Here is a 20,497-nt window from a genome sequence, read left to right as displayed (position 1 = left end):
AGCCGCCCGGTTTCGGTTGAACCCTGTCAGAAATAACTTCGGACCAGCGCGCTGGACACCAGGCTCCAACCATCGGCGACCACGAAAAACGCCAGCTTGAACGGCAAGGACACCACCGCAGGCGGCACCATCATCATGCCCATCGACATCAGCACCGCGGCAACGACAAGATCAATAATCAGGAACGGCAAAAAGATCAGAAAGCCGATCTCAAAGGCGCGTTGAATTTCCGACAGGATGAACGACGGCACCAGCAGCGACAGTGGCGCATCCACGGGTAGAGCCTGCGCCACATTCGGCCGCAGATTTTGCAACGCGGCAAAGGTATCGCCATCCAACCGATGCGCCATAAACCCGCGAAACGGTCCTAAAATCAGCGGAATAGCCTGCTGAATATTGATGCTGCCCTCGTTCAGCGGCTCCACCCCTTTCACCCAAGCCTCGGTGAACACCGGGTCCATCACAAACCACGTTAAAAACAGCGCGAGGCTGACGATCAGCATATTCGGCGGCGATTGCTGCAACCCGATGGCTTGGCGCAGAATTGACAGTACCGTGACGATGAAGGGAAAACAGGTGATCATCACCGCAAGGCCCGGCACGAGGCTCAGCACCGTCATCACCACCAGCAACTGCACCGAGCGGGTGGAGAGCGAACTGCTATCGCCAAAATCAATCGAAAGCCCTTGCGCCAGCACCGGGGCGGTAAACAAAAGCAAAATCGCCAGCGCCAGACCTGCACGTTGCATCATAGCCCGCCCCGCAGGTTCACCACTTCGGTCAGTCGGACGGCGAGTTGGCCAGAACTGTCGCCCTCCAACTCTTGCAACTCGCCACGGGCGATCAGGCGATCACCGACGTAAAGTTCGACCGGATCATCCACCCTGCGATCCAGCGCCAGCACCGCGTCACGCGACAGCCGCAGCAAATCGCGCACCAGCGGGCGGGCTTTTCCGACCGAGATGGTGACCTCAATCGGCACTTGGCCAAACGGATTGCCATCTGACAGTTCATCCATATTTTTTCTCCTGCTCTGGAATGTCAAAGAATCCGCGCACGGCGGCGGTGATTTCAGCGGTTGCGCGGTCAAGATTGATCTGCGTTTCGGTGTCGCCAAATTTCAAATAGACCTGCCCCTCGCTAAGGCTGGGCTCTTCCGTCACGATCAGCGGCAGGCCGGTGGCTTGTTCCAACAATGCCTCGATCGCCACGCGCGCGGCGGGGTTCAGCACCAACGTGATCGGCGTGTCAGCCAGTTTTTCAGCCATTGGCATCAAGGCCTCCAGCACCACTTGAGACAGCGTTTCGCGGGCGAGCGCGGGCAACAGCCGACCCACCATCTCGCTCATCAAGGGTTGCAGCGCGCGCAGCACATGCTGGCGCGCCTCGTGGAAGGTGAAGGACAGCCCCAGCAAGTTACGCGCCAGATCGGCCTGCACGCGGGTCTGGTCGCTGGATTGCGCAGCCGCCGCATCCTCCCAGCCCGCCGTGTAACCGGAATCGTAGGCGGCGAGTTTGGTTTCCTCTAGATGCATGGTGTCGAGCACAACCGTCTTGCCGCCACTTGCGGATTGCTCTGTCTCAAACACTTCCAATCGCAGGGTCATCAGCGCACCTCCTCCTCAACTTCCATCCAGCCGCGCAGAATTTCGACGGATTCGGTTTGACGTTCTTCGATCAGCTGACGCAGACGGCTCATCGGGTCTTTTGCGCCGTCCGATCCCGGCACACCCGAGACGACAGACAGCGGCGGCAGATCGGTGCCATCGTCGATCTCGCCTGTCAGCACGCGTTGGCCGTCAAAGTTGGCAATACCCGGCAAGGCCAGTGTCGGCATCGGGGCGGGCAGAGCCTGCCTGCGGCTGGCCGAGGTCAGCACCGGGCGGATCACGAAAAGACCAAGAATCAGCGCCACCAAAGCCAGCACAGCGGTCTGGATCAGCGTCATCAGATTGATCTCGCCAAAGGAAAACATACTGGCTGTCGCCACATCGCCCACCTGCGGCAAAGGCTCAAACGCCAGTGATTTCAACGTCAGAACATCCCCGCGCGCGGTATCAAGACCTGCGGCAGAGGTGACAAGTTCGCGCAGAACTCCCAGTTCTTCCTCTGGGCGGGGCTGCAGGCTGACAGTGCCATCCGCAGCCGTCACCGGCACGCCATCCACCAGAACCGCCACCGAAATCTTGCGCACCGCGCCGGGGGTCTTCACCAACTGGCGATTGGTTTCGGACACCTCGTAATTCACCTTCTCGCGGGTTTCGGAATTTTCACTTTTGCCATTGCCCCCCGCCGACGCTTGGTTGGCGGGCAAATTCGAGGCCACCGTGACGTCCCCACCGGGCTGCGTGTTGGAGCCGGTTTGTTGCGTGTTATCGGTGGAAATCGCGACACGGCTTTGCGGATCAAAACTGCGCTCGGTGATCTGTTCGGCATCGGTGATCACGTCCACCGCCACCTCGACCACCGCCTTACCCGGCCCGACCCTAGCGGACAGCAGGCGTTCGACATTCTGCTTGATCTCAGCCGCTCTGCTATCCGCGGCGACGCTCGGGGCTGTCTGATCAGCGTCCGAGGCGATCAATCCCGCAACCGAATCAATCACCGCGACCTCATCGGGCGTCATTCCCGGTATCGAAGCCGCAATCAGATGTCGCAACGCTTTGGCCTGCACAGCGGGCAGGCTGCCGCCAACCGAGGTGATCGTCACGCTGGCGCTGGGCTTTACGTCGCGTTGAAACGGCTGTGATGGGGCCTGCGCAATATGCACCCGCGCCGCGCGAATTTGCGGATTGGACAGAATCGTTCGCGAAAGCTCGCCCTCTTTCGCCCGCCAATAGGCCGCATCAAACATCTGTGCCGTGGTGCCAAAGCCGGACAGCGAATCAAGCAATTCATATCCGGTGCCCGAATTCGCGGGCAACCCCTCCGCCGCCAAGGTCATTCGAAGTGAATCACGTTGGCCCTCATCGACGTAAATCGCCTGACCGCGCACCTCGTATGTCACCCCTTTCTGATCCAGCGCAGTGATCACGTCGCCAGCCGCCGAACTGTCTAACCCTGCATAAAGCAAAGACATTCCCGGCGTCCCTGCCATCCGCGACATAGCCATTACGGCCAAGAACATCGCCACAGTTGCCCCCAGAACGACAAGACGTTTGCGGCCATCAAGGCTTTGCCAAATTTGCAACAGGTTCTGCACGGTCGCTCTCCGGTGAGGGGCTTCTGCCCGATGAAGCCAGCTTTGACGGATTGGCCTTAACAATCGGTTAGTGAGCTTGGGTCTATGTTTGGTCTGCAAGCAAAGACGGAGGGCCAAGTGGCCGAAGCTGAACAGCCGCAGGATGCGGCACCGAAAAAGAAGTCGAAAAAGCCTTTACTGATCGGGCTCGTGCTGGCGTTTTTGCTGGGTGGCGGCGGATTTTACGCCACTTGGTCAGGGTTAATTCTGGCTGGGCGCGCGGATCATGCAGAAGGGGTCACTGAACCCAACCCATTGCCCAATATCAGTTTTGTTCCGGTGGAATCGGTGATCGTCTCGATCGGCCCCGGCGAAGATGGTCGGCATCTACGCTTCACCGCGCAGCTGGAGGTCGCAGGCAGTCACGCGGCAGAGGTCACCACCCTGCTGCCCCGCATTGTCGATGTGATGAACGGCTATTTGCGCGCCATTGATCCGGCTGAATTTGACGATTCGGCCGCATTGGTGCGGATGCGGGCGCAACTGTTGCGCCGGATTCAGATTGTCACCGGCGATGGTCGGGTGCGCGATCTGCTTGTCACCGAATTTGTCTTGAACTGAAGGAAACCCAATGGTGCTGATCGCGGATATTTTGATGGCGGCGGGCTCGTTCGGGGTGGCGATTTATTGCTATGTGCTGTCGGGCAGGTTGAAGAAATTCACCACGTTGGAAACCGGCATGGGTGGCGCGATTGCGGTGCTGTCGGCGCAGGTCGATGACATGACGCGGGCACTGGAAAACGCGCGCAAGGCGGCGCATGGCTCGGCGGATGGGTTGATCGCGCTGACCAATCGCGCCGAATCTGTGGCTGGCCGATTGGAACTGCTGGTCGCGTCTATGCATGATCTGCCTGACCCTGCGGCTCCTCCCGGCAATGTTGAGGCTGAATCCACTGAGGCCACCCGGAACCTGCGCTTTGTGCGCAGGCGGGTCGCGCGAACGGATATGGAGGCGGCGGAATGACAAAGCACCGCCTGCGCAGTGGTCGCGGCACTTTGGTGATTCTGACGCTGTTTCTTGCGGCTTCTGGTGCCTTGCGCATTGGATCTGGCGTGGGCTCGGCTCTGGCAAATTCTGTGGCTGCAACAGCGGTGCCTGCCGCCGATCCACAATCCTGCCCCACGACGCCTCTCGCCTTGGCCGAAGCGTTAAGCGCGCGCGAAGGTCAAGTCACCGCGCGCGAAACCGCCTTCGCCGATCGGATGGCGGCGCTGGCACTGGCCGAGGCCGCGATCAAGGCCCGGATTGATGAAATGACTGCCGCCGAAGCAAGCCTGAAGAAAACCTTGCAGATTGCCGATGGTGCCGCAGAGGCGGATCTGACCCGGTTGACCGCCGTCTATGAAGCCATGAAGCCCGCTGATGCCGCCAAACTGTTCGGTGAAATGGCCCCCGAGTTTGCCGCAGGCTTCCTCGGTCGGATGACTCCGGGGGCGGCGGCGGCGGTGATGTCTGGAATGGATCCGGCGAAAGTCTATGCGATTTCCGTATTGATTGCCGGGCGCAATGCAATGGCACCGAAGAACTAGAGTCAGGGTTTCTTAACCCGGCTCTGCAATGCTGCGCGTAGGAAATTGGGTAGGGTCAGCCATGTTCGGAATTATCGGTATCATCGTCATCCTCGTGATGGTGTTCGGTGGGTTTGTCATCCACGGCGGCCACCTTGCCCCGATTATGGAGGCGCTGCCGTTTGAGATGATCATGATCGGTGGGGCGGCGCTGGGTTCTTTTCTGGTGTCGAATGATCTCGCTGCGGTCAAACACACCGCGAAAGATGTCGGCAAAGTCTTCAAAGGGCCAAAATGGAAACCCAATGACTTCCGTGATTTGCTGTGCCTGCTGTTCGAGTTGATCCGCATCGCCCGCGCCAATCCGGTGGGGTTGGAGGAGCATATTGAGAACCCGCATGAATCGACAATTTTCGGCAAATATCCAAAAATTCAGAAAGATCACGAAACGGTTGACTTGATCGCCGATACCTTTCGCGCCGCCTCAATGAATTATGACGATCCGCATCAGGTTGAAGAAGTGCTCGACAAACGGGTTGAGGCCGCTTTGGCCCACGCCATGCACTCCAGCCACGCACTGCAATCCATGGCTGACGCCCTGCCCGCGCTTGGTATCGTGGCTGCGGTTCTGGGGGTGATCAAGACGATGGGATCATTGGATCAACCGCCTGAAATTCTTGGCGAAATGATTGGTTCGGCATTGGTGGGCACGTTTCTGGGGGTATTTCTGGCCTATGGCCTGATGGGCCCCTTCGCCGCGCGGGTGAAAACGGTGACCGAGGATGACGGCCATTTCTATCAGCTTGTGCGCGAGGTGCTGGTGGCCAATCTACACCGTCACGCGCCGAATATCTGTATCGAAGTCGGTCGCCAAAATACCCCGTATCACGTTCGGCCAAGCTTCGCGGCGGTTGAGGAATCATTGCGGGCCTTGAAGCAGGAGGTTGCATGATCCGGCTGATTTTCATGGCCTGGCTTGCCTTCACGACCATGGCCGCAGCCGCGCCCGTTCTGGTCAAATCCGGTGAGCACGACGGCTTTACCCGCTTGGTACTGGAATATCAGAGACCCGTCGATTGGCTGGTCGGCCGGACAGAGGACGGCTACGCGCTGCGCATCGCGAATGAGACGCCCAGCTATGATCTGACCGAGACATTCAAAGTGATCGGAAAAAGCCGGCTCGCCGGGATTTCTGCCGATCCCGCCAGTGGAGTTCTGAACCTTGCCATCGCCTGCGCCTGCTACGCGATCCCGTTTGAATTTCGCCCCGGCATCGTGGTGATTGATCTGCGCGATGGCAGGCCACCAAAGGGCTCGTCCTTTGAGAAGCTGCTGGTGCAAGCAGCACAACCCGAAACAAGCGCCGCGCCTGCGCCCCCCGACATCACAACCGCTCGCTACGACTGGACGGTGCAAGCCTTGGCACAGTTGCGAACCGGCCAGCCCGAGGCCGCAAACGCTCGGCCGTTTGCCCTCCAACCCAACAGTGATCCCGCTTTGCAGCCGCTGCGCGATTCTTTGTTGCATCAGCTGAGCCGAGGGGCGGCTCAAGGCGTGGTCAATATGGCAACATTGCAGCCCAGCAAGACGGTAAATCTCACATCGACGGCTGAAACTATCCCCTCGGTGCGGATTGGTTGGGGCGAAATGCCGGGCGTGTCTTTATCAAATGGTCTGCCCGATCACGACAAGATCGGCGCGCAAGGCCAAACCTGCATCGAATTTGACAGGCTGGATGTGGCAAGTTGGGGCGATGACCGCCCAGTGTTTGCGCAAATCGCCACATCAAGCGAGGGTTTGATTGCCGAATTTGATAAACCAGACCCCGCAGTGCTGCAACGCGCAATCCAGTTCGATCTTTTCATCGGCTTTGGTGCCGAGGCGCAGCAGTTGATGCAGGCCTTCCCGATGGATATGCCCGACAAGCCGCTGTGGCAAAGCATGGCGCGTCTGGTGGATGGCCGTCCCGATCCGGGCTCTGTCTTCATTGGTCAAGAAGCTTGCGATAGCGCGGCCGCACTTTGGGCCATCCTCGCCCAGCCCAAGCTGGACGCGAGCAAACATGTCAACACCAACGCCGCTTTTCTGGCGTTCTCCGCCCTGCCCATCGGTTTGCGCCGTGATCTGGGTCCGGTTTTAGCGGATCGCTTCATGGCAATCGGGGCCAATGACGCAGCAGCCCGCGTGCGCGATGCGATCTTGCGGGCTCCGGGCGGGGCGGGGCCGGATGCAGCACTTCTGACGGCTAAAATCGAGATGCACCAGGGCGATGCTGCAGCAGCCGAGGTGACGCTGCACCAAATGGTTTCCGATCCCGGCCCCGGCACGACGGCGGCTTTGGTGGCATTGGCTGAGGCGCGCATTGCCCAAGATCTGCCGATTGCGCCCGATATGGTCACGGCCCTTGAGGCCGTGGCGAAAGAACAAACCGGATCAGCCGTCGCCCCTGCGGCGATCCGCGCCCTGTTATTGGCAAAAGCCGCCTCGGGCGATATGCAGGGTGCCTTTGCTTTGTTGCCAGACGCCCCCGCAGCCGAGCCTAAACTTTGGCGCATACTGTCGCTTTTGGGGACGGATGACGCTGTGCTGGCACATGCCGTCATTGTCTCCTCTGCGCCAGAGCCAAAGCTGACGCCGGAAACTGCGGCAACGCTTGCCGAGCGGTTGTTACATTTGGGCATGGCAGACAGCGCGCTGCAGTGGCTGCGCGACGAAACGCAGGTTGATCCGATTCTGTTGGCCAAGATTCAGCTGCAGCGGCACGATGGACGCGCAGCTTTGCGGGCGTTGACGGGCCAAGACTCGCCCGATGCGCTAAAATTGCGCGCGCTGGCAATGCAGCAACTAGGTGACGAAGCGGCTGCCGCACAAATCTACGAACAGTCGGGGGATTCTGCGGCCGAACAGCGCGCACTGAGCATTGCGGAAAATTGGGCAGAAACGGGCATCCGTGGTGCCGATCCGTGGAAGCATCTGGCCAGAAAGCTAACCCCTGCACCGAATTCCGATGGCGGTGCGGCTGTCGACAAAGGGCCGCTTGCGGTTGGCAAACAACTGGTCGAGCGCAGTGTCTCCACACGCGATGCCATCGACGCGTTATTGACGCAAGTCACCGCCCCTTAATTCATAATCACCGCTTTTGGTTACGGTTTGGAAAGATTCTGCCCCTAATCTTGCCCTATCGCCGCCACAAAACGTGACGGAACATTCGGGTGAAACCCATGCCAAACCGGCCCATATCATCGCAGCTTCGCGGCGGTCTCGCCACAGCAGGGCTGACGCTCTTGCTGTGCGGCTCTGCGCACAGCCGCTCTGATACCGATGTTTGTGACCTCGCAGCACAACATGCCGCCCAAAACAGCTCTGTGCCGCTAGAGTTGCTGATGGCCATCAGTCGGGTGGAAACCGGACGTCATTCGGATGGGGAAATGCAACCCTGGCCTTGGACGATCAATCAGGGCGGCCAAGGTCATTGGTTTGACGATATCGATGAGGCGATCAGCTATGCGAATGATCTGCTGGCGCAAGGTGAGGAAAATTTCGACGCGGGCTGTTTTCAGATCAACCTGCATTGGCACAGCAAGAATTTCGGCTCGATTGAGGATATGTTTGACCCAGAAACCAACGCCGTCTATGCTGCGACGTTTCTGACCAGCTTGTTTCGATCCGAAGGCGGCTGGACCGAAGCCGTTGCCGCCTATCATTCGCGCAGCCCCGATCAGGCACAGGCCTATTTGGCCAAGGTCGAAACCGCCCTCATTGATCTGCGTGCGACGGGTGCCGTCCCCCCCGTCGCTGAAGATGTGATCGCTGCGGCAGCACCAGCGCCCCGCATAAACCGCTTTCCGCTGCTTCAAGCGGGTGCGCGCGGCTCGGCGGCCTCGCTTGTGCCGCTGACCGAAGGTGCCATCCCCCTGTTCGCGGCGCGGCCATAACATGCCAAAAATCCAACTGACCGCCGCTTCATTTTACCAACCGACGATCTGGCTGGCGCTGGCGCTGATGGCCGTCATCATGATGATGGTGCTGCCGATGCCCGCTTGGGTGCTGGATCTGGGCCTCGCTTTGTCCTTTGCCTTGGCAATTTTGATGCTGACGGTGACCCTGTTCATCGAACGACCGTTGGATTTCTCTGCCTTCCCGACGATCCTTCTGGCCTCGCTGATGTTGCGGCTGTCGCTAAACATCTCGTCCACAAAGCTGATCATCGGGCAGGGCCACACCGGAACCGATGCCGCCGGCCATGTGATTCAAGGCTTCGCCGAGTTCATCATGGGTGGCAACCTATTGTTGGGCTTGGTGATTTTCTGCGTGTTGCTGATCGTCAACTTTGTGGTGATCACCAAAGGTGCGGGCCGGATGGCCGAAGTTGGTGCTCGGTTTGCGCTTGACGGGATGCCCGGCAAGCAGTTGGCGATTGACGCAGACATGGCGGCAGGGGCGATTGACCACGCGGAAGCTAAGCGGCGGCGCGAGATGGAACTGGCCGAGACGACATTTTTCGGCTCACTCGATGGCGCGTCAAAGTTTGTCAAAGGCGATGCCGTGGCGGGCCTGCTGATCACCGGCTTGAACATTGTGATGGGTCTGGTGATGGGCACCGTGATGCACGGGATGCCGATTGGGCAAGCCTTTGAAACATATGCCATTCTAACGGTTGGCGATGGCTTGGTCAGCCAAATCCCTGCGGTGATCATCTCGGTTGCGGCGGCGCTTCTGTTGTCTCGCGGAGGCGCTAAGGGTGCCGCCGATGTATCATTCTTCGCTCAGTTGGGCCGGTATCCCGGCGCTTTGGGCACGGTTGCTGTGCTGATGGCGCTGTTCGCTTTGGTGCCCGGCATGCCGTTTTTCCCGTTCATGACGGGGGCCGTGCTTATGGGATGGGGTGCTTGGGCGATGTTTCACAAGGCGCAACGTGCGGCCGTCGCTCCAGAGCCAGAGCGCGCGGCTCCAAAGCGCAAATCCATCGGCGATGTGCTGGACTTTGACGAGATTCACATCGAATTTGCGCCGAATTTGGTCGGCATGGTGCTCGACCCCGCCACTGGTCTTGATGTGCGTATTTCCAATATGCGCACCCATGTCGCCTCAGCCTTTGGCCTGATCCTGCCTGAAATCCGGCTGACCGATGAGGCAGGCTTGACTCTGGGCAGCTACCGGATTCGCCTGCAGGGCGTGGAACGCGTGCACGATCGCCTGATGCCCGATAGGGTATTGGTTCTGCTGGTAGACGGGCTTGATGCTCCCCCCGGCCAAGATGTGCGCGAACCCGTCTATGGTGCGCCTGCACGCTGGATCAGGCCGGAAAATCACGAAGAAGCGGCGCTTGCAGGCCTCACTGTCGTCTCGGCGGCCGAGGTTCTAGCGACGCATCTCTTGGAAGTGATCCGCGGCAATCTCGCGCGCCTTCTGTCCTTGCGTGGCCTGCGCCGACTGCTGGACGAATTTGCCACCCTGTCCGACACCGCGCGCGGCGAGGCCAATCGCCGCTTGCTGGAGGAATTGGTGCCGGACAAGGTTCCAGTCGACCTGCTGCTCACCGTGTTGCGGATGCTGCTGGAAGAGCGCGTATCAATCCGCAATTTGCCACTGATCCTAGAGGCCATTGCAGAGTCGCGCAGCCTTGGCGTACCCGAGGCCATTTGCGAGCATGTCCGGCAACGCTTGGGTTTCCAACTGGTGGCCGAACTGAAGCGTGAAGACGGCACCATCCCGCTGATCCAACTCGCCCCGGATTGGGAGAAGACCTTTACCTCGTATCAAATCGAGGGGGAGCGCGGTCAGCGCGACGTCGCCCTGCCGCCCGATCAATTCAGCCGTTTGGCCAATGCTATCGCCGATCGGCTGAACCGTGCTGCCGAGGCGGGAATCTACCCAGCCCTTGTCACCTCAACCCTGCGGCGGCGGTTTCTGCGCACGGTTTTGGCGGCCAAGGGCCTGTCTGCCCCGGTGCTTTCATACGAAGAAATAGGCATGGAGGCGCGCCCCGCGATGGTCGGAATCGTGCCCCCATGAATGATCTGATCGCGCAAATGAACACGCTGACCGGGATCGGCGCTGATTTGCTCTGGCTCGGGCTTCTCGTATTCATGCGGGTGGGTTCGGCGATGTCCTTGCTGCCAGCCTTTGGCGAACAAGTCTTACCGCAACGGGTGCGGTTGGTGCTCGCGCTGGCGTTTACGGCGGTGGTGGCCCCGGCCCTGCAGATTACCCCTGATCCGGCTGCGGCTGGCGTACTGTCCTTGCTGATCGAGGTGGTCATCGGCCTGATGCTGGGCGTGGGCTTGCGCCTGTTTATCCTTGCGCTGCAAACGGCGGGCGCGATGGCGGCGCAGGCGACCACTCTGTCACAGATGTTCGGCGATGCCGGACCCGAGCCGCAGCCCGCCATCGGCAATCTGCTGGTGATGGCTGGGCTCGCCATCGCGGTCGCAACCGGGCTGCATGTGCGGGTGGCCGAGCTGCTGATCCTGTCCTATCAGATCCTGCCTGCGGGTCAGTTGCCCGGTGCCGAAGATGCAGCATATTGGGGGCTGTCGCAGATCAGCCATATGTTTTCACTGGCGTTTAGTCTGGCCGCGCCCTTCACCATTGCGGCCCTGCTGTACAATATCGCTCTGGGTATCATCAACCGCGCGATGCCCGCGCTGATGGTCTCGATGATCGGGGCCCCAGCCCTGACGGCGGGCGGACTGGTACTGATGGTGCTGTCGGTGCCGCTGGCCTTGGCGCTGTGGGCGCAAGCGCTGCATGGTTTTCTCGCCGCACCGTTTCAGGCTTTGCCATGAGCGACGACGACGATGACAAGTCGCACGAACCCTCACAAAAACGGCTGGAAGATGCCCGCAAGCGCGGTGAAATCCCAAAATCCGCCGATCTGAGCACCGCAGCCGCCTATGCCGGCTTTGTTTTGGTCGGGTTAGTCAGTGGTGGCAGCCTGTTGCAGCACTTTGGTCAGTCCGCGTTGGTTTTGCTGGATCAGCCCGACCGGCTGGCACCGTTGCTGTTCGGCCGCGCCCCCGCCCCGGTCGCAGGCATGGCCACAGGCTTTGTCAAAGCCGCGTTGCCGCTGTTTGTGGTGCCGATGCTGGCAGTGCTGATGGTCCTTTTCGCCCAACGCGCTGTGGTTTTTGTGCCAGAGAAGCTGACGGTAAAATGGTCGCGCATCTCACCGCTGGCCACGGCGCGGCAGAAATTTGGCCGCGAGGGGCTGTTCGAATTTGGCAAAAGCTTTGCAAAATTGCTGACGGTCGCGCTGATTTTGGGCGTGCAGCTGTCCAATAATGCGGCGGATATTCTGGCCAGCCTGGCGTTGCAGCCCGCACAAAGCGTGGCGCTGATGTTGAAATTACTGCTGCATTTCATGGTCTTGGTGGTGATCACCACCACTGTGTTCGGCGGCGGTGATTACATGTGGCAGCGGATGCAGCATCTGCGCCGCAATCGGATGTCGCGCAAAGATCTGATGGATGAGATGAAGGATTCCGAGGGCGACCCGCATGTCAAACAACAGCGCAGACAGCGTGGGCAAGAGATTGCCACCAATCGGATGCTGCAAGACGTGGCCAAAGCCGATGTCGTGGTGGTGAACCCGACGCATTACGCAGTGGCGTTGAAATGGAGCCGGAAGGGGCGCGCAGCACCCATTTGTGTGGCCAAAGGTGTCGATGAGGTCGCCGCGCGCATCCGCACCCGCGCCGCCGAGGCGGGCGTGCCGCTGCAATCCGATCCGCCCACCGCGCGCGCGATCTATGCGACGGTCGAGATCGGCCAGCAGATCCGCCCGGAGCATTACCGCGCCGTGGCCGCTGCCATCCGCTTCGCCGAAGCCATGCGCAAACGCCGGAAGGTTTATGTAAAATGAGCCAGAAACACCAACTCGCCAAGCTGGGACAGATTTCAAACCTACTGCTCGACAGTCGTTTGGCGGTGTTACAGGCCGCCGCGCGGGCAAAACTGGAAAGCGAGGCGCAACTGGCCGGGTTGACGGCACCGCAACCCTCGGCCGAGCAGATTTCCGAGATATCAGGCGCTCTAGCCGGTCTGAACTATCAACGTTGGGCTGATGCGCGGCGGGCCGAGTTGAACATGTTGCTCGCCCGCCAGACCGTGGCTTGGATGGAAGCCCGCGAGTCTGCGCGTGAGGCATTCGGCAAAAAGCAAGCGCTTGGCGGCGTGGCCATCAAGCTCACTGCGTTAAAACCAAGAGAGGATTAGCTGTCTTGCCTTGCGATATCGCTGATCAGCACATCTGAGACATTCGGCCCAATCGCCGTCTGTGCCGCCTCTAGCAGTGCCTTGCGCAGCAACACCAGATTCGCGCCATCGGTAAACGCGCCGTCAAAGCCGCCGGAATTGGCGTGATCAAACAGCACTTGCAGGAAAGCATCGCGCAGCTTGGGTTCGCGGGCGTAGATGGCTTCGGTGGTGCCCACGCCAACCTCCAGCGTCAGCGCCAAGATCACCATCGAGACGACCCTGCCCTGCTCCACCACCGGGATCACGAACTGATTGGTCAACTTGACATATTCCGGGCCGCCCTCAGCCGCCACATCCTTGGGCGGCGCATCGGCATGTTCGGCTTTTCCGGCTTCCGCCAATGTGCCCTCGCCTTCGGATGCAATATCCTGCGAAATCGTGGCGGGCGGGGCGGGGTGCAGGAAAATCCCCGCACCAAGACCAATGCCGAGTCCGATCAGGCCCAACAGAACGGGAATAAGTTTGCGGATCATACCTGCACCTCAGAACGGCAAAAGGACATCGGCGACTTGCTGACCATAGCGGGGCTGCTGCACATCGGTGATCTGGCCGCGCCCGCCGTAGGAAATCTGCGCCCCGGCGATCTTGTCGTAAGTAATCTCGTTCTGGCGTGAGATGTCGACGGGGCGCACATATCCCGTCACCAGCAGCACCCGCATCTCAAAGTTCACCCGCACTTCTTGCTGGCCCTCAATCCGCAGCACACCGTTCGGCAGTTGCTCGACCACCGTCGCCGCCACCCGCAGAGTCAGCTTTTCATTGCGCTTCACCGATCCATCGCCCTTATAACTCGACGACGACGAGGTGTTCACCGCATCGTCCAAAGTCGCCCCATCAGGCAGATCGGGGTTGACCGATTCCGGCACGCCAAACAGCGACGGGATCGCCATTTTGTCCGACCCGGCGCGGCTGCGGCCTGAGGCATTCTTGATCTCGGCGCTATCGTTGATCTCAATCACCACGGTCAGAATGTCGCCGGTGCGCGCGGCACGACGGTCGCCAAACAGCGAGCTGCTGCCAGCCGTCCACAACGAAGATGCATCTGTCGGCCCATTTTGCGGCGCGTTTTCCGGCAGCGGCGTCGAATACATCGCGTGGTGTTGGTAGCTGCCCTCCAGCGGCGTGAAATCCGGGGCACGGCCGACCTGCTCCAACCGGCCACAGGCTGTCAGTAGGGTCAGGGACATAAGCATAAGACGCATGATTGTTCCTTTAGAAAGAAGGGCCGACACGCAACACGCCGTCCGGGCCAATCAGGCCCGCAACCTTGGTGCGCGAGGTCAAATTCATCACTTCGATGGTTTCGCCAACCCCACCGCGTGCCAGTGCGCGACCCTCGGTCAGAATGCTCAGCCCGCCCGCGCTATAGGACAGCGGCACGATCTGGTTGCGCTCGATGATCGCGCTGGGGCCGATTTGCTGAAGCAGAATCGGCTTTCCCGCATAGATCGCGACGCGGGTTTCTTGACCAATCGCGGCGGTTGTATCGGTCAGCGCTTGCGGAATATCCATTGCCACCAGTGTCATATCGTCCGCCGACAATAGGCTGTGGGCGCGGATGGTGCGGGTGGCGACAACGCTATCGGCCAGTGCGGGAAACGCGAGCAAGATCAATAAAAACCGCCACATCAGCGCACCTGGGTGGTGGCCGACAGCATCTGATCTGCGGCGGTGATCACCTTGGCGTTCAGCTCATAGCCGCGCTGCGCCTTGATCAATTCCGTCACTTCGCGCACCGAATCGACCGTGCTTTCCTCCAGATAGCTTTGCCGCACGGTGCCCAAGCCATCCAAACCCGGCGTGCTGATATTGGCGGGCCCCGAGGCCGGGCTTTCGACGAACAGATCCGAGCCGATCGCCTCCAGCCCCTTGTCATTGGTGAAGCCCGCCAGCGTCAGCTGGCCAAGCAGTTGCGGTTGCACCTGATTGCTGAAGCTGGCGTAAACCTCGCCATTGGCGTTGATCGAAATATCGCGCGCATCCGACGGAATGGTGACACCGGGCGAGACCTGAAAGCCGTCATTGGTGACGATCAGCCCATCCGCCGTACGTTTCAGCGCCCCATCGCGGGTGTAAGCGGTGCCACCTGTGGGCAGGGTCACCTCAAGATAGCCCTTGCCCTCAATCGCCACGTCCAGATCACCGCCCGTTGGGGTCAAAGTGCCCTGCCCCAGCACCACCGATACAGACGAAGGCCGCACCCCCAAGCCCATCTGCACGCCGGTCGGCAGCACCGAGCCATCCTGCGCCGAGACCGTCCCCGGTCGTGCAAGTTGTTGATAATGCAGGTCGGCAAAGTCAGCCCGCCGCGGATTATACCCCGTGGTCGACATGTTCGCCAGATTGTTGGCCACCACATCAACCCGCATCTGTTGCGCGCTCATTCCCGTGGCTGCGATTTGAAGGGCGTTCATCCGTGATCTCCTATCGGCCCAGCGTGTCAATCACGCCGCGCATGCGTTTGTCTTCTTGATCCATGAAACTTTGGCCCAGCTCGTACGCGCGCTGGACCTCAATCATCCGGGCGATTTCCTGCACCGGTTGCACGTTGCTGTCTTCCAGATAGCCCTGCATGACCATCCCACCCGTCGCGGGCTGCATGGAATCCGCCGAAAACAGCGTGCCGGATTGGTGTTGCAGGCTCAGCGGATCGCCGGGTTGCCACAGCCCGATCTTCGCCAAAGGCGCGCCATTCGCCGAAACCGAGCCATCCTGTGCAATCGCAACTTGGCCCGCACCCGGCGGGATCACCACTGCCGTGCCGCCCTCATCCAGTAGCGGGTAGCCGTCATTCGTGACCAACTCGCCAGTGGCAGAGGGCGTAAAACTGCCCGCCCGCGTCAGCCTTGGGCCATCCGGGCTTTGCACCTGAAAGAAGCCGTCACCCTGAATCGCCAGATCAAACGTGCCGCCAGTCTGGCTTACCCCCGCTTGGGTCAGATCGACCACCCGCGCATCGCCCGTCGCCATCGACAGCGAAGGGCCATCGTCGATATTCTTGATATATTCTTCAAAAACAATGCCTTCCCGGCGAAACCCGGTGGTGGATATATTAGCGATATTGTTCGCCACCACCTGCATTTCGCGCATCAGCCCGGATTGCCGGGTCAAAGCCGTGTAACTTGCAGCGTCCATCTCAGCCCCCCGCAACCATCGGAATGATCCGGTCCTGAAAGAACGCGACAAGGGTGGCGGTCATGAAACTCATCGAGGCCCAGAACACCACCAGCATCACCCCCACCTTGGGCACAAACGTCAGGGTGTTCTCCTGAATAGAGGTCAGCGCCTGAAATAGCCCGATCACCACCCCCGCCACCAGTGCCACCGCCAGCAGCGGCGCCGACATCAGCACGGCAACCCACAGGCCTTGGCGCAGAATATCGTAGATCGACTGATCGGTCATACCGGCATCCTCAGGATTTCCTGATATGCCTCGACCACCTTGTCGCGCACGGTGGCCACGGTTTCTACCGCCAGTTGCGAACTCGCCAGCGCCTGCACCAACGCATGCGGATCGGCATTGCCGGTCATCGCGGCGCGGGCGGTTTGCTCACCTTGGGCCAAAGTATCGGCAAAGCTGCCAATCACCCGCCCAATCACCGCTTCGCCACTGTCCGCAGCAGGCTCGGGGGCTGCTGCGGATCGCGCCAAAGCGTAGCTCTGGCTGGCAAGAGATGTTCTGATATCCATTCTGGACTTCCTATCTGCGCAAGAGTTCGAACAGGCTCTGCGTCATTTGCCGCGCCTGATCGAACAGTTTGAGGTTTGCGTCGTAGCTGCGCTGCGCTTCGCGCGCGTCAGCGATTTCGATCACCAGATCGACGTTCGACCCATCATAGTGACCGCTGGCATCCGCAAGCGGATTGCCCGGATCATACACGCTGGTGAGCGGGCTCTGATCCAGATGGACCGGCGTGGTTTCAACCAGACCGGTCTCCATAGCCTCCCGAAAGCCCACCAATTTTCGGTGGTATCCCGGAGTGTCAGCATTGGCGATGTTTTCCGAAACATGCCGCAGCCGTTGCGCCTGAGCCTCCATTCCAGAGGCGGCGAAACTTAATGAGGTGGAAAGGTCGCTCATCCCGCCCCCTATCGCGCCCGGCCAAGGCTGGCGCGAATGATCTCCGATGTGTTGCGATAGATCGCTAGGGCCATGTCGTGATCTTGCCGGATCGTCGCGGTTTTCACCATTTCCTGTTCCAGTGAAACCGTGTTGCCGTTGGGTGCGCCACCACCCTTTGCCTGCCGCAAAATCGGTTCCGGCACCTGATCACCGGCGGCGATGTGCCCCGCCCGCGTTGTCCGCATTGCGGTGCCATTATCCTGATAAGTCTCGGCAAAAGACGGCAAGTCCATCGCCTTATATCCGGGTGTATCCGCATTGGCGATATTCTGCGCCGTCACCCCCATCCGGGCACCGGCGCGCTCTGCCATCGCATTGGCCATACTGGTCAGCTGAAGTTTTTCAAACATCGGGATTCTCCCTGGATCGCTTCACTAAGGCTTAAGGGTGATTCCTTTAGAAAGGGTAAGCGACGAACAAAGAGGGAATCTGATGGATCAAGTTTTTGCTGGTTTACGCGCAGAAATCGCAACCGTGGTGGCGGCAAAGCCGTTGGGTCGGGTGGCAGAGGTCGTGCGCGGCGTCGTCCGGGTAACGGGATTGGAGCGCAGCGCCCGGCAAGGCGATCGGGTTTTAATCGACGGGCGCTTGGGCGGGGAGATACTGAATCTGTCGGCCCAGGGCGTGATCGTGTTGACCGAAGGCCCGCCCGACGGCTTGGCAATGGATGCCGAGGTTGAACTGCTTGGCGCTGCCGGCCTTGCCCCCGATGACAGTTGGATAGGGCGCATCATCGACCCCTACGGGCGGCCGATGGATGGCCGCCCACTGTTTCGTGGGTCCGTTGAACGGCCCCTGCGCGCGTCTGCGCCTCCGGCTGCCCAACGCCGTCGGCTTGGCGAACGCCTCTCAACCGGAGTGGCGATTTTTGACACGCTTTTGCCCCTGGTACGCGGCCAGCGCATCGGACTTTTCGCGGGCTCTGGTGTGGGCAAATCTTCACTTCTCGCGAAATTCGCACGCGGCGTTGATGCCGATGTCGTTGTGATCGCTTTGATAGGGGAGCGCGGGCGAGAGCTGCGCGAATTTGTCGAGCGGGTGTTGGGCCCAGAGGGCATGAAACGCTCAGTTCTGGTGACGGCAACCTCGGATCAGTCGGCGCTGGCACGGCGGCGTTGTGCAATGGCCGCGATGACGGTCGCCGAACATTTTCGCGCCCAAGGCCTGCATGTGCTCTATCTCGCCGATTCGATCACCCGCTTTGCCGAGGCGCATCGCGAGGTCGCTTTGGCCTCGGGCGAGTCCGCAGCCCTGCGCGGCTATCCGCCTTCCGTTGCGCAGGCGATCATGTCGCTCGCCGAACGCGCCGGACCGGGGCCGGAGGGCGAGGGCGACATTACCGCCGTGTTTTCGGTGCTGGTGGCAGGCTCGGATATGGAGGAAACCATCGCCGATATCCTGCGCGGCGTGCTGGATGGCCATGTGGTGATGGATCGCAAAATCGCCGAGCGTGGCCGATACCCGGCGATTGATCTGCTGCGTTCCGTCTCGCGCAGCCTGCCCGAAGCAGCCAGCGGGGCCGAAAACGCCCTGATTGCCCAAGCCCGCCAGCTTTTGGGCGCATGGGACCGGGCCGAGATGATGATTCAGGCCGGGCTTTACGCCAAGGGCTCCGATCCACTGGTCGATGCCGCGATCAAGGTCTGGCCCAGCTTGGATGGATTTCTCGCCGAAACTGCACCGTTAGAAGGTATCCCCGGCAGCTTCGCCCGCCTCGCCGCCGCGATGGGGGTTAAGTATACCGCGACCTAGCATGGCTAGAAATCTGCTGCATGATCGACAGCGCCGCACTGCCGCTGCCCGATTGCGCAAAGGTTTGCGCCTCAGACCGCACTAGGAACCGTCGCATCAACCCCTCCACCTTGGCCGGATCGGTGAAATCTGCAATCACATCGGTGCCCAGTTGGGCCTTGGCTTTGGACTTGAACGCCACCAACTGCTGATCCAGATCCAAAGTACCGATACTTGTCGGCAGCCCCAGTGCCTTTTCAAACACGATGCGCAGCGGCGCGTTCCCCAGCACCGTGAACCATTTGGTATTCTCCGAGCTGCTGGTTTTCGCGGCCAGTTTCGGCAATTCGCGCTGCGCATTCAGCGCCAGTCGCAGATCGTCATTCTGCGCGCCCACCGCCGCCTCAAACTGCCGCGCTTGGTAGGTCGAGATGATGCCATCGGCAAAGGTTGAAATCTGCGTGCTGGGCACCGCGTAATCGCCAAAACCAAACGCTTGCGACAGCTTCTGATACTGCTTATCCGCCAGCTTATTGGCCAAGGTTCCGGTTTTCAGTGTGCCATCTTGCAGCACTTTCTGGATGAAGAACTTGTTCTCCAGATCTTTCTCCAGCCCAAACGCCCCCAAGGCCACCTTCAACAACCGCCGATCCTCAACCAGTTGTGCCGCCGTCTTAATCTTGCCGATGTTCTCGCGAAAATACGCCTCATCGCTTTTCACGTCTGGCGCAGAATTAAACGCCTTGGTCTGCTGCGCCATCGTGCGTTTCAGATACGCCCAGCCAGCATAGCCACTTAGCGGGATGGCTGGGGCATAGCTCATGAGGCATGGGCCGCGAACAGGCGTTCTTCACGCGGAAGCAAACCACGCAGGGCTTTAAGCGCCTGATAATGCTGATCCTCCAGCACCGCCGCTGTCGCCTGTGCCAGCAACAAGCGGCTGTCATGGTCAACTAAGACCTGACTGAGCTGCTCAATCCCGCGCAACAACGGCAGCCGCGCATCCTTCGGCGGCGTATCCCCCGACAGCACCAGTTGCGCCAGATAGCACACCCGCCGCACCGGCGTGCCAGCCTGTTCGGGGTGGATCGCATCACGCAGCCGCAGGATATTTGCGTTCGGCGTCATGATCGCAAGGCGCGAGCGTTTCTCGCCGTTTTCAACCACCGCGCCATTGATCAGCACCCGCTCATGCGGGCCAAGTTTCAGGACAAGGCCACTCATTGCCCGCCCCCATCACCACGCAGGCCCCGCATCACTGCGGTGTTGATATCTACCAACACCTCAACCGAGCCTTTGTCGGCGCGCACGGCACGACTGTGCAGATTGGTAAATTCGTACAGATAAAACAACTGCGCGCGCAATTTCGACGGCAGGCTGTTGCCGGTATCGGCGACATCGGCGGCCAAGGTTGACCAAAGCCGCAGGTTTTCATCCAAAGCGGCGATCAGGCCGGGATAATCCTGCCGCCGCAAGGTCGCCGCTTGGGTCAGGCGTTTGGTGATACGGGCCAGCAGATCGTATTCAAGCGAGCGTGGGGTCTTTTGCGGTGCCTCGGGCCGTGCATAGACCGAGCGCGCCGCCGTAAAATGGGCTGTCACGGGCTTTCCTTCCTGGAAATCTGAGAGTCAGAG

General features: G+C 60.3%; 27 protein-coding genes. 11 read left to right on the top strand and 16 right to left on the bottom strand.

The features are described from left to right. Positions 1-26: 26 nt before the first annotated feature. The 4 genes from fliP to fliF are packed head-to-tail and all read right to left on the bottom strand — an operon-like array spanning position 27 to position 3,202. Positions 27-752 carry a flagellar type III secretion system pore protein FliP gene (fliP, locus tag ACS5RD_RS05265; protein ID WP_489930315.1) on the bottom strand — a complete coding sequence of 242 codons (726 nt, stop codon included), beginning with the start codon at positions 750-752 and terminating at the stop codon, positions 27-29. Then, complete coding sequence (locus ACS5RD_RS05260; RefSeq protein ID WP_304924933.1) at positions 749-1,018, bottom strand: FliM/FliN family flagellar motor switch protein; 270 nt, start codon at positions 1,016-1,018, stop codon at positions 749-751. Before ACS5RD_RS05260 ends, fliP begins: the two co-directional genes overlap by 4 nt. Beyond that, entirely contained in the window at positions 1,011-1,607 is a 597-nt protein-coding gene (locus tag ACS5RD_RS05255) for a FliH/SctL family protein (protein ID WP_489930314.1), read from the bottom strand. Before ACS5RD_RS05255 ends, ACS5RD_RS05260 begins: the two co-directional genes overlap by 8 nt. Further along, positions 1,607-3,202, bottom strand: coding sequence for a flagellar basal-body MS-ring/collar protein FliF (gene fliF, locus ACS5RD_RS05250; protein ID WP_489930313.1), 1,596 nt, complete (start codon positions 3,200-3,202; stop codon positions 1,607-1,609). The genes ACS5RD_RS05255 and fliF overlap by 1 nt, the downstream gene beginning before the upstream one ends. A gap of 117 nt (positions 3,203-3,319) precedes the next feature. Here fliF and ACS5RD_RS05245 point away from each other — a divergent pair, with 117 nt between their 5' ends. From ACS5RD_RS05245 to ACS5RD_RS05200, 10 genes are all read left to right on the top strand, one after another. Then, positions 3,320-3,802: a flagellar basal body-associated FliL family protein gene (locus tag ACS5RD_RS05245; protein ID WP_489930312.1), complete on the top strand. Its 483-nt coding sequence runs from the start codon at positions 3,320-3,322 to the stop codon at positions 3,800-3,802. A 10-nt stretch (positions 3,803-3,812) separates the two neighbouring features. Then, positions 3,813-4,205, top strand: coding sequence for a hypothetical protein (locus ACS5RD_RS05240; RefSeq protein WP_489930311.1), 393 nt, complete (start codon positions 3,813-3,815; stop codon positions 4,203-4,205). Next, positions 4,202-4,771, top strand: coding sequence for a MotE family protein (locus ACS5RD_RS05235; RefSeq protein ID WP_489930310.1), 570 nt, complete (start codon positions 4,202-4,204; stop codon positions 4,769-4,771). The genes ACS5RD_RS05240 and ACS5RD_RS05235 overlap by 4 nt, the downstream gene beginning before the upstream one ends. A 61-nt stretch (positions 4,772-4,832) precedes the next feature. Next, positions 4,833-5,702, top strand: coding sequence for a flagellar motor stator protein MotA (gene motA / locus ACS5RD_RS05230; RefSeq protein ID WP_489930309.1), 870 nt, complete (start codon positions 4,833-4,835; stop codon positions 5,700-5,702). Then, a complete protein-coding gene (locus ACS5RD_RS05225) occupies positions 5,699-7,873 on the top strand; it encodes a hypothetical protein (RefSeq protein ID WP_489930308.1) in 2,175 nt (724 codons plus the stop codon). Before motA ends, ACS5RD_RS05225 begins: the two co-directional genes overlap by 4 nt. Positions 7,874-7,971: 98 nt before the next feature. Next, the gene (locus tag ACS5RD_RS05220) at positions 7,972-8,685 is read left to right on the top strand and encodes a transglycosylase SLT domain-containing protein (protein WP_489930307.1); all 714 of its coding nucleotides are present in this window, start codon (positions 7,972-7,974) and stop codon (positions 8,683-8,685) included. A 1-nt stretch (position 8,686) separates the two neighbouring features. Next, positions 8,687-10,765 (top strand): flagellar biosynthesis protein FlhA, encoded by a 2,079-nt coding sequence (gene flhA / locus ACS5RD_RS05215; protein WP_489930306.1) that lies wholly within the window; start codon positions 8,687-8,689, stop codon positions 10,763-10,765. Next, complete coding sequence (locus ACS5RD_RS05210; RefSeq protein ID WP_489930305.1) at positions 10,762-11,538, top strand: flagellar biosynthetic protein FliR; 777 nt, start codon at positions 10,762-10,764, stop codon at positions 11,536-11,538. The genes flhA and ACS5RD_RS05210 overlap by 4 nt, the downstream gene beginning before the upstream one ends. Then, positions 11,535-12,614, top strand: coding sequence for a flagellar type III secretion system protein FlhB (flhB, locus tag ACS5RD_RS05205; RefSeq protein WP_489930304.1), 1,080 nt, complete (start codon positions 11,535-11,537; stop codon positions 12,612-12,614). The genes ACS5RD_RS05210 and flhB overlap by 4 nt, the downstream gene beginning before the upstream one ends. Beyond that, complete coding sequence (locus ACS5RD_RS05200) at positions 12,611-12,967, top strand: hypothetical protein (protein WP_489930303.1); 357 nt, start codon at positions 12,611-12,613, stop codon at positions 12,965-12,967. Before flhB ends, ACS5RD_RS05200 begins: the two co-directional genes overlap by 4 nt. Here ACS5RD_RS05200 and ACS5RD_RS05195 read toward each other — a convergent pair. Genes ACS5RD_RS05195 through ACS5RD_RS05155 form a run of 9 tightly spaced genes read right to left on the bottom strand, consistent with a single transcriptional unit; the run spans position 12,964 to position 17,482 of the window. After that, complete coding sequence (locus ACS5RD_RS05195) at positions 12,964-13,482, bottom strand: flagellar basal body-associated FliL family protein (RefSeq protein ID WP_489930302.1); 519 nt, start codon at positions 13,480-13,482, stop codon at positions 12,964-12,966. The genes ACS5RD_RS05200 and ACS5RD_RS05195 overlap by 4 nt on opposite strands. Positions 13,483-13,491: 9 nt before the next feature. Continuing rightward, the gene (flgH, locus tag ACS5RD_RS05190) at positions 13,492-14,211 is read right to left on the bottom strand and encodes a flagellar basal body L-ring protein FlgH (protein WP_489930301.1); all 720 of its coding nucleotides are present in this window, start codon (positions 14,209-14,211) and stop codon (positions 13,492-13,494) included. Between the two features lie 10 nt (positions 14,212-14,221). Further along, complete coding sequence (flgA, locus tag ACS5RD_RS05185) at positions 14,222-14,638, bottom strand: flagellar basal body P-ring formation chaperone FlgA (protein WP_489930300.1); 417 nt, start codon at positions 14,636-14,638, stop codon at positions 14,222-14,224. Continuing rightward, on the bottom strand, positions 14,638-15,423 hold the full coding sequence (gene flgG / locus ACS5RD_RS05180) for a flagellar basal-body rod protein FlgG (RefSeq protein WP_489930299.1): 786 nt from the start codon (positions 15,421-15,423) through the stop codon (positions 14,638-14,640). Before flgG ends, flgA begins: the two co-directional genes overlap by 1 nt. A gap of 10 nt (positions 15,424-15,433) precedes the next feature. Beyond that, entirely contained in the window at positions 15,434-16,144 is a 711-nt protein-coding gene (locus ACS5RD_RS05175) for a flagellar hook-basal body complex protein (protein WP_489930298.1), read from the bottom strand. A gap of 1 nt (position 16,145) precedes the next feature. After that, positions 16,146-16,412, bottom strand: a complete 267-nt coding sequence (locus ACS5RD_RS05170; protein WP_489930297.1) for a flagellar biosynthetic protein FliQ — start codon at positions 16,410-16,412, stop codon at positions 16,146-16,148. Next, complete coding sequence (gene fliE / locus ACS5RD_RS05165; protein WP_489930296.1) at positions 16,409-16,699, bottom strand: flagellar hook-basal body complex protein FliE; 291 nt, start codon at positions 16,697-16,699, stop codon at positions 16,409-16,411. The genes ACS5RD_RS05170 and fliE overlap by 4 nt, the downstream gene beginning before the upstream one ends. Positions 16,700-16,709: 10 nt before the next feature. Beyond that, a complete protein-coding gene (gene flgC, locus ACS5RD_RS05160) occupies positions 16,710-17,090 on the bottom strand; it encodes a flagellar basal body rod protein FlgC (protein WP_489930295.1) in 381 nt (126 codons plus the stop codon). A gap of 8 nt (positions 17,091-17,098) precedes the next feature. After that, positions 17,099-17,482, bottom strand: a complete 384-nt coding sequence (locus tag ACS5RD_RS05155; RefSeq protein WP_489930294.1) for a FlgB family protein — start codon at positions 17,480-17,482, stop codon at positions 17,099-17,101. Between the two features lie 82 nt (positions 17,483-17,564). On the opposite strand from ACS5RD_RS05155, the gene ACS5RD_RS05150 reads away from it, so the two are divergent. Continuing rightward, on the top strand, positions 17,565-18,884 hold the full coding sequence (locus ACS5RD_RS05150; RefSeq protein WP_489930293.1) for a FliI/YscN family ATPase: 1,320 nt from the start codon (positions 17,565-17,567) through the stop codon (positions 18,882-18,884). On the opposite strand, the gene ACS5RD_RS05145 is transcribed toward ACS5RD_RS05150, so the two are convergent. Genes ACS5RD_RS05145 through flaF form a run of 3 tightly spaced genes read right to left on the bottom strand, consistent with a single transcriptional unit; the run spans position 18,865 to position 20,464 of the window. Next, on the bottom strand, positions 18,865-19,686 hold the full coding sequence (locus ACS5RD_RS05145) for a DUF1217 domain-containing protein (RefSeq protein WP_489930292.1): 822 nt from the start codon (positions 19,684-19,686) through the stop codon (positions 18,865-18,867). The genes ACS5RD_RS05150 and ACS5RD_RS05145 overlap by 20 nt on opposite strands. Then, the gene (gene flbT, locus ACS5RD_RS05140) at positions 19,683-20,087 is read right to left on the bottom strand and encodes a flagellar biosynthesis repressor FlbT (protein WP_489930291.1); all 405 of its coding nucleotides are present in this window, start codon (positions 20,085-20,087) and stop codon (positions 19,683-19,685) included. Before flbT ends, ACS5RD_RS05145 begins: the two co-directional genes overlap by 4 nt. Beyond that, positions 20,084-20,464 (bottom strand): flagellar biosynthesis regulator FlaF, encoded by a 381-nt coding sequence (gene flaF, locus ACS5RD_RS05135; protein WP_489930290.1) that lies wholly within the window; start codon positions 20,462-20,464, stop codon positions 20,084-20,086. Before flaF ends, flbT begins: the two co-directional genes overlap by 4 nt. Positions 20,465-20,497: the final 33 nt, after the last annotated feature.

It is taken from the genome of Cypionkella sp. PAMC25878 (assembly GCF_058135695.1).
This window is presented reverse-complemented; position numbering and strand designations above follow the sequence as displayed.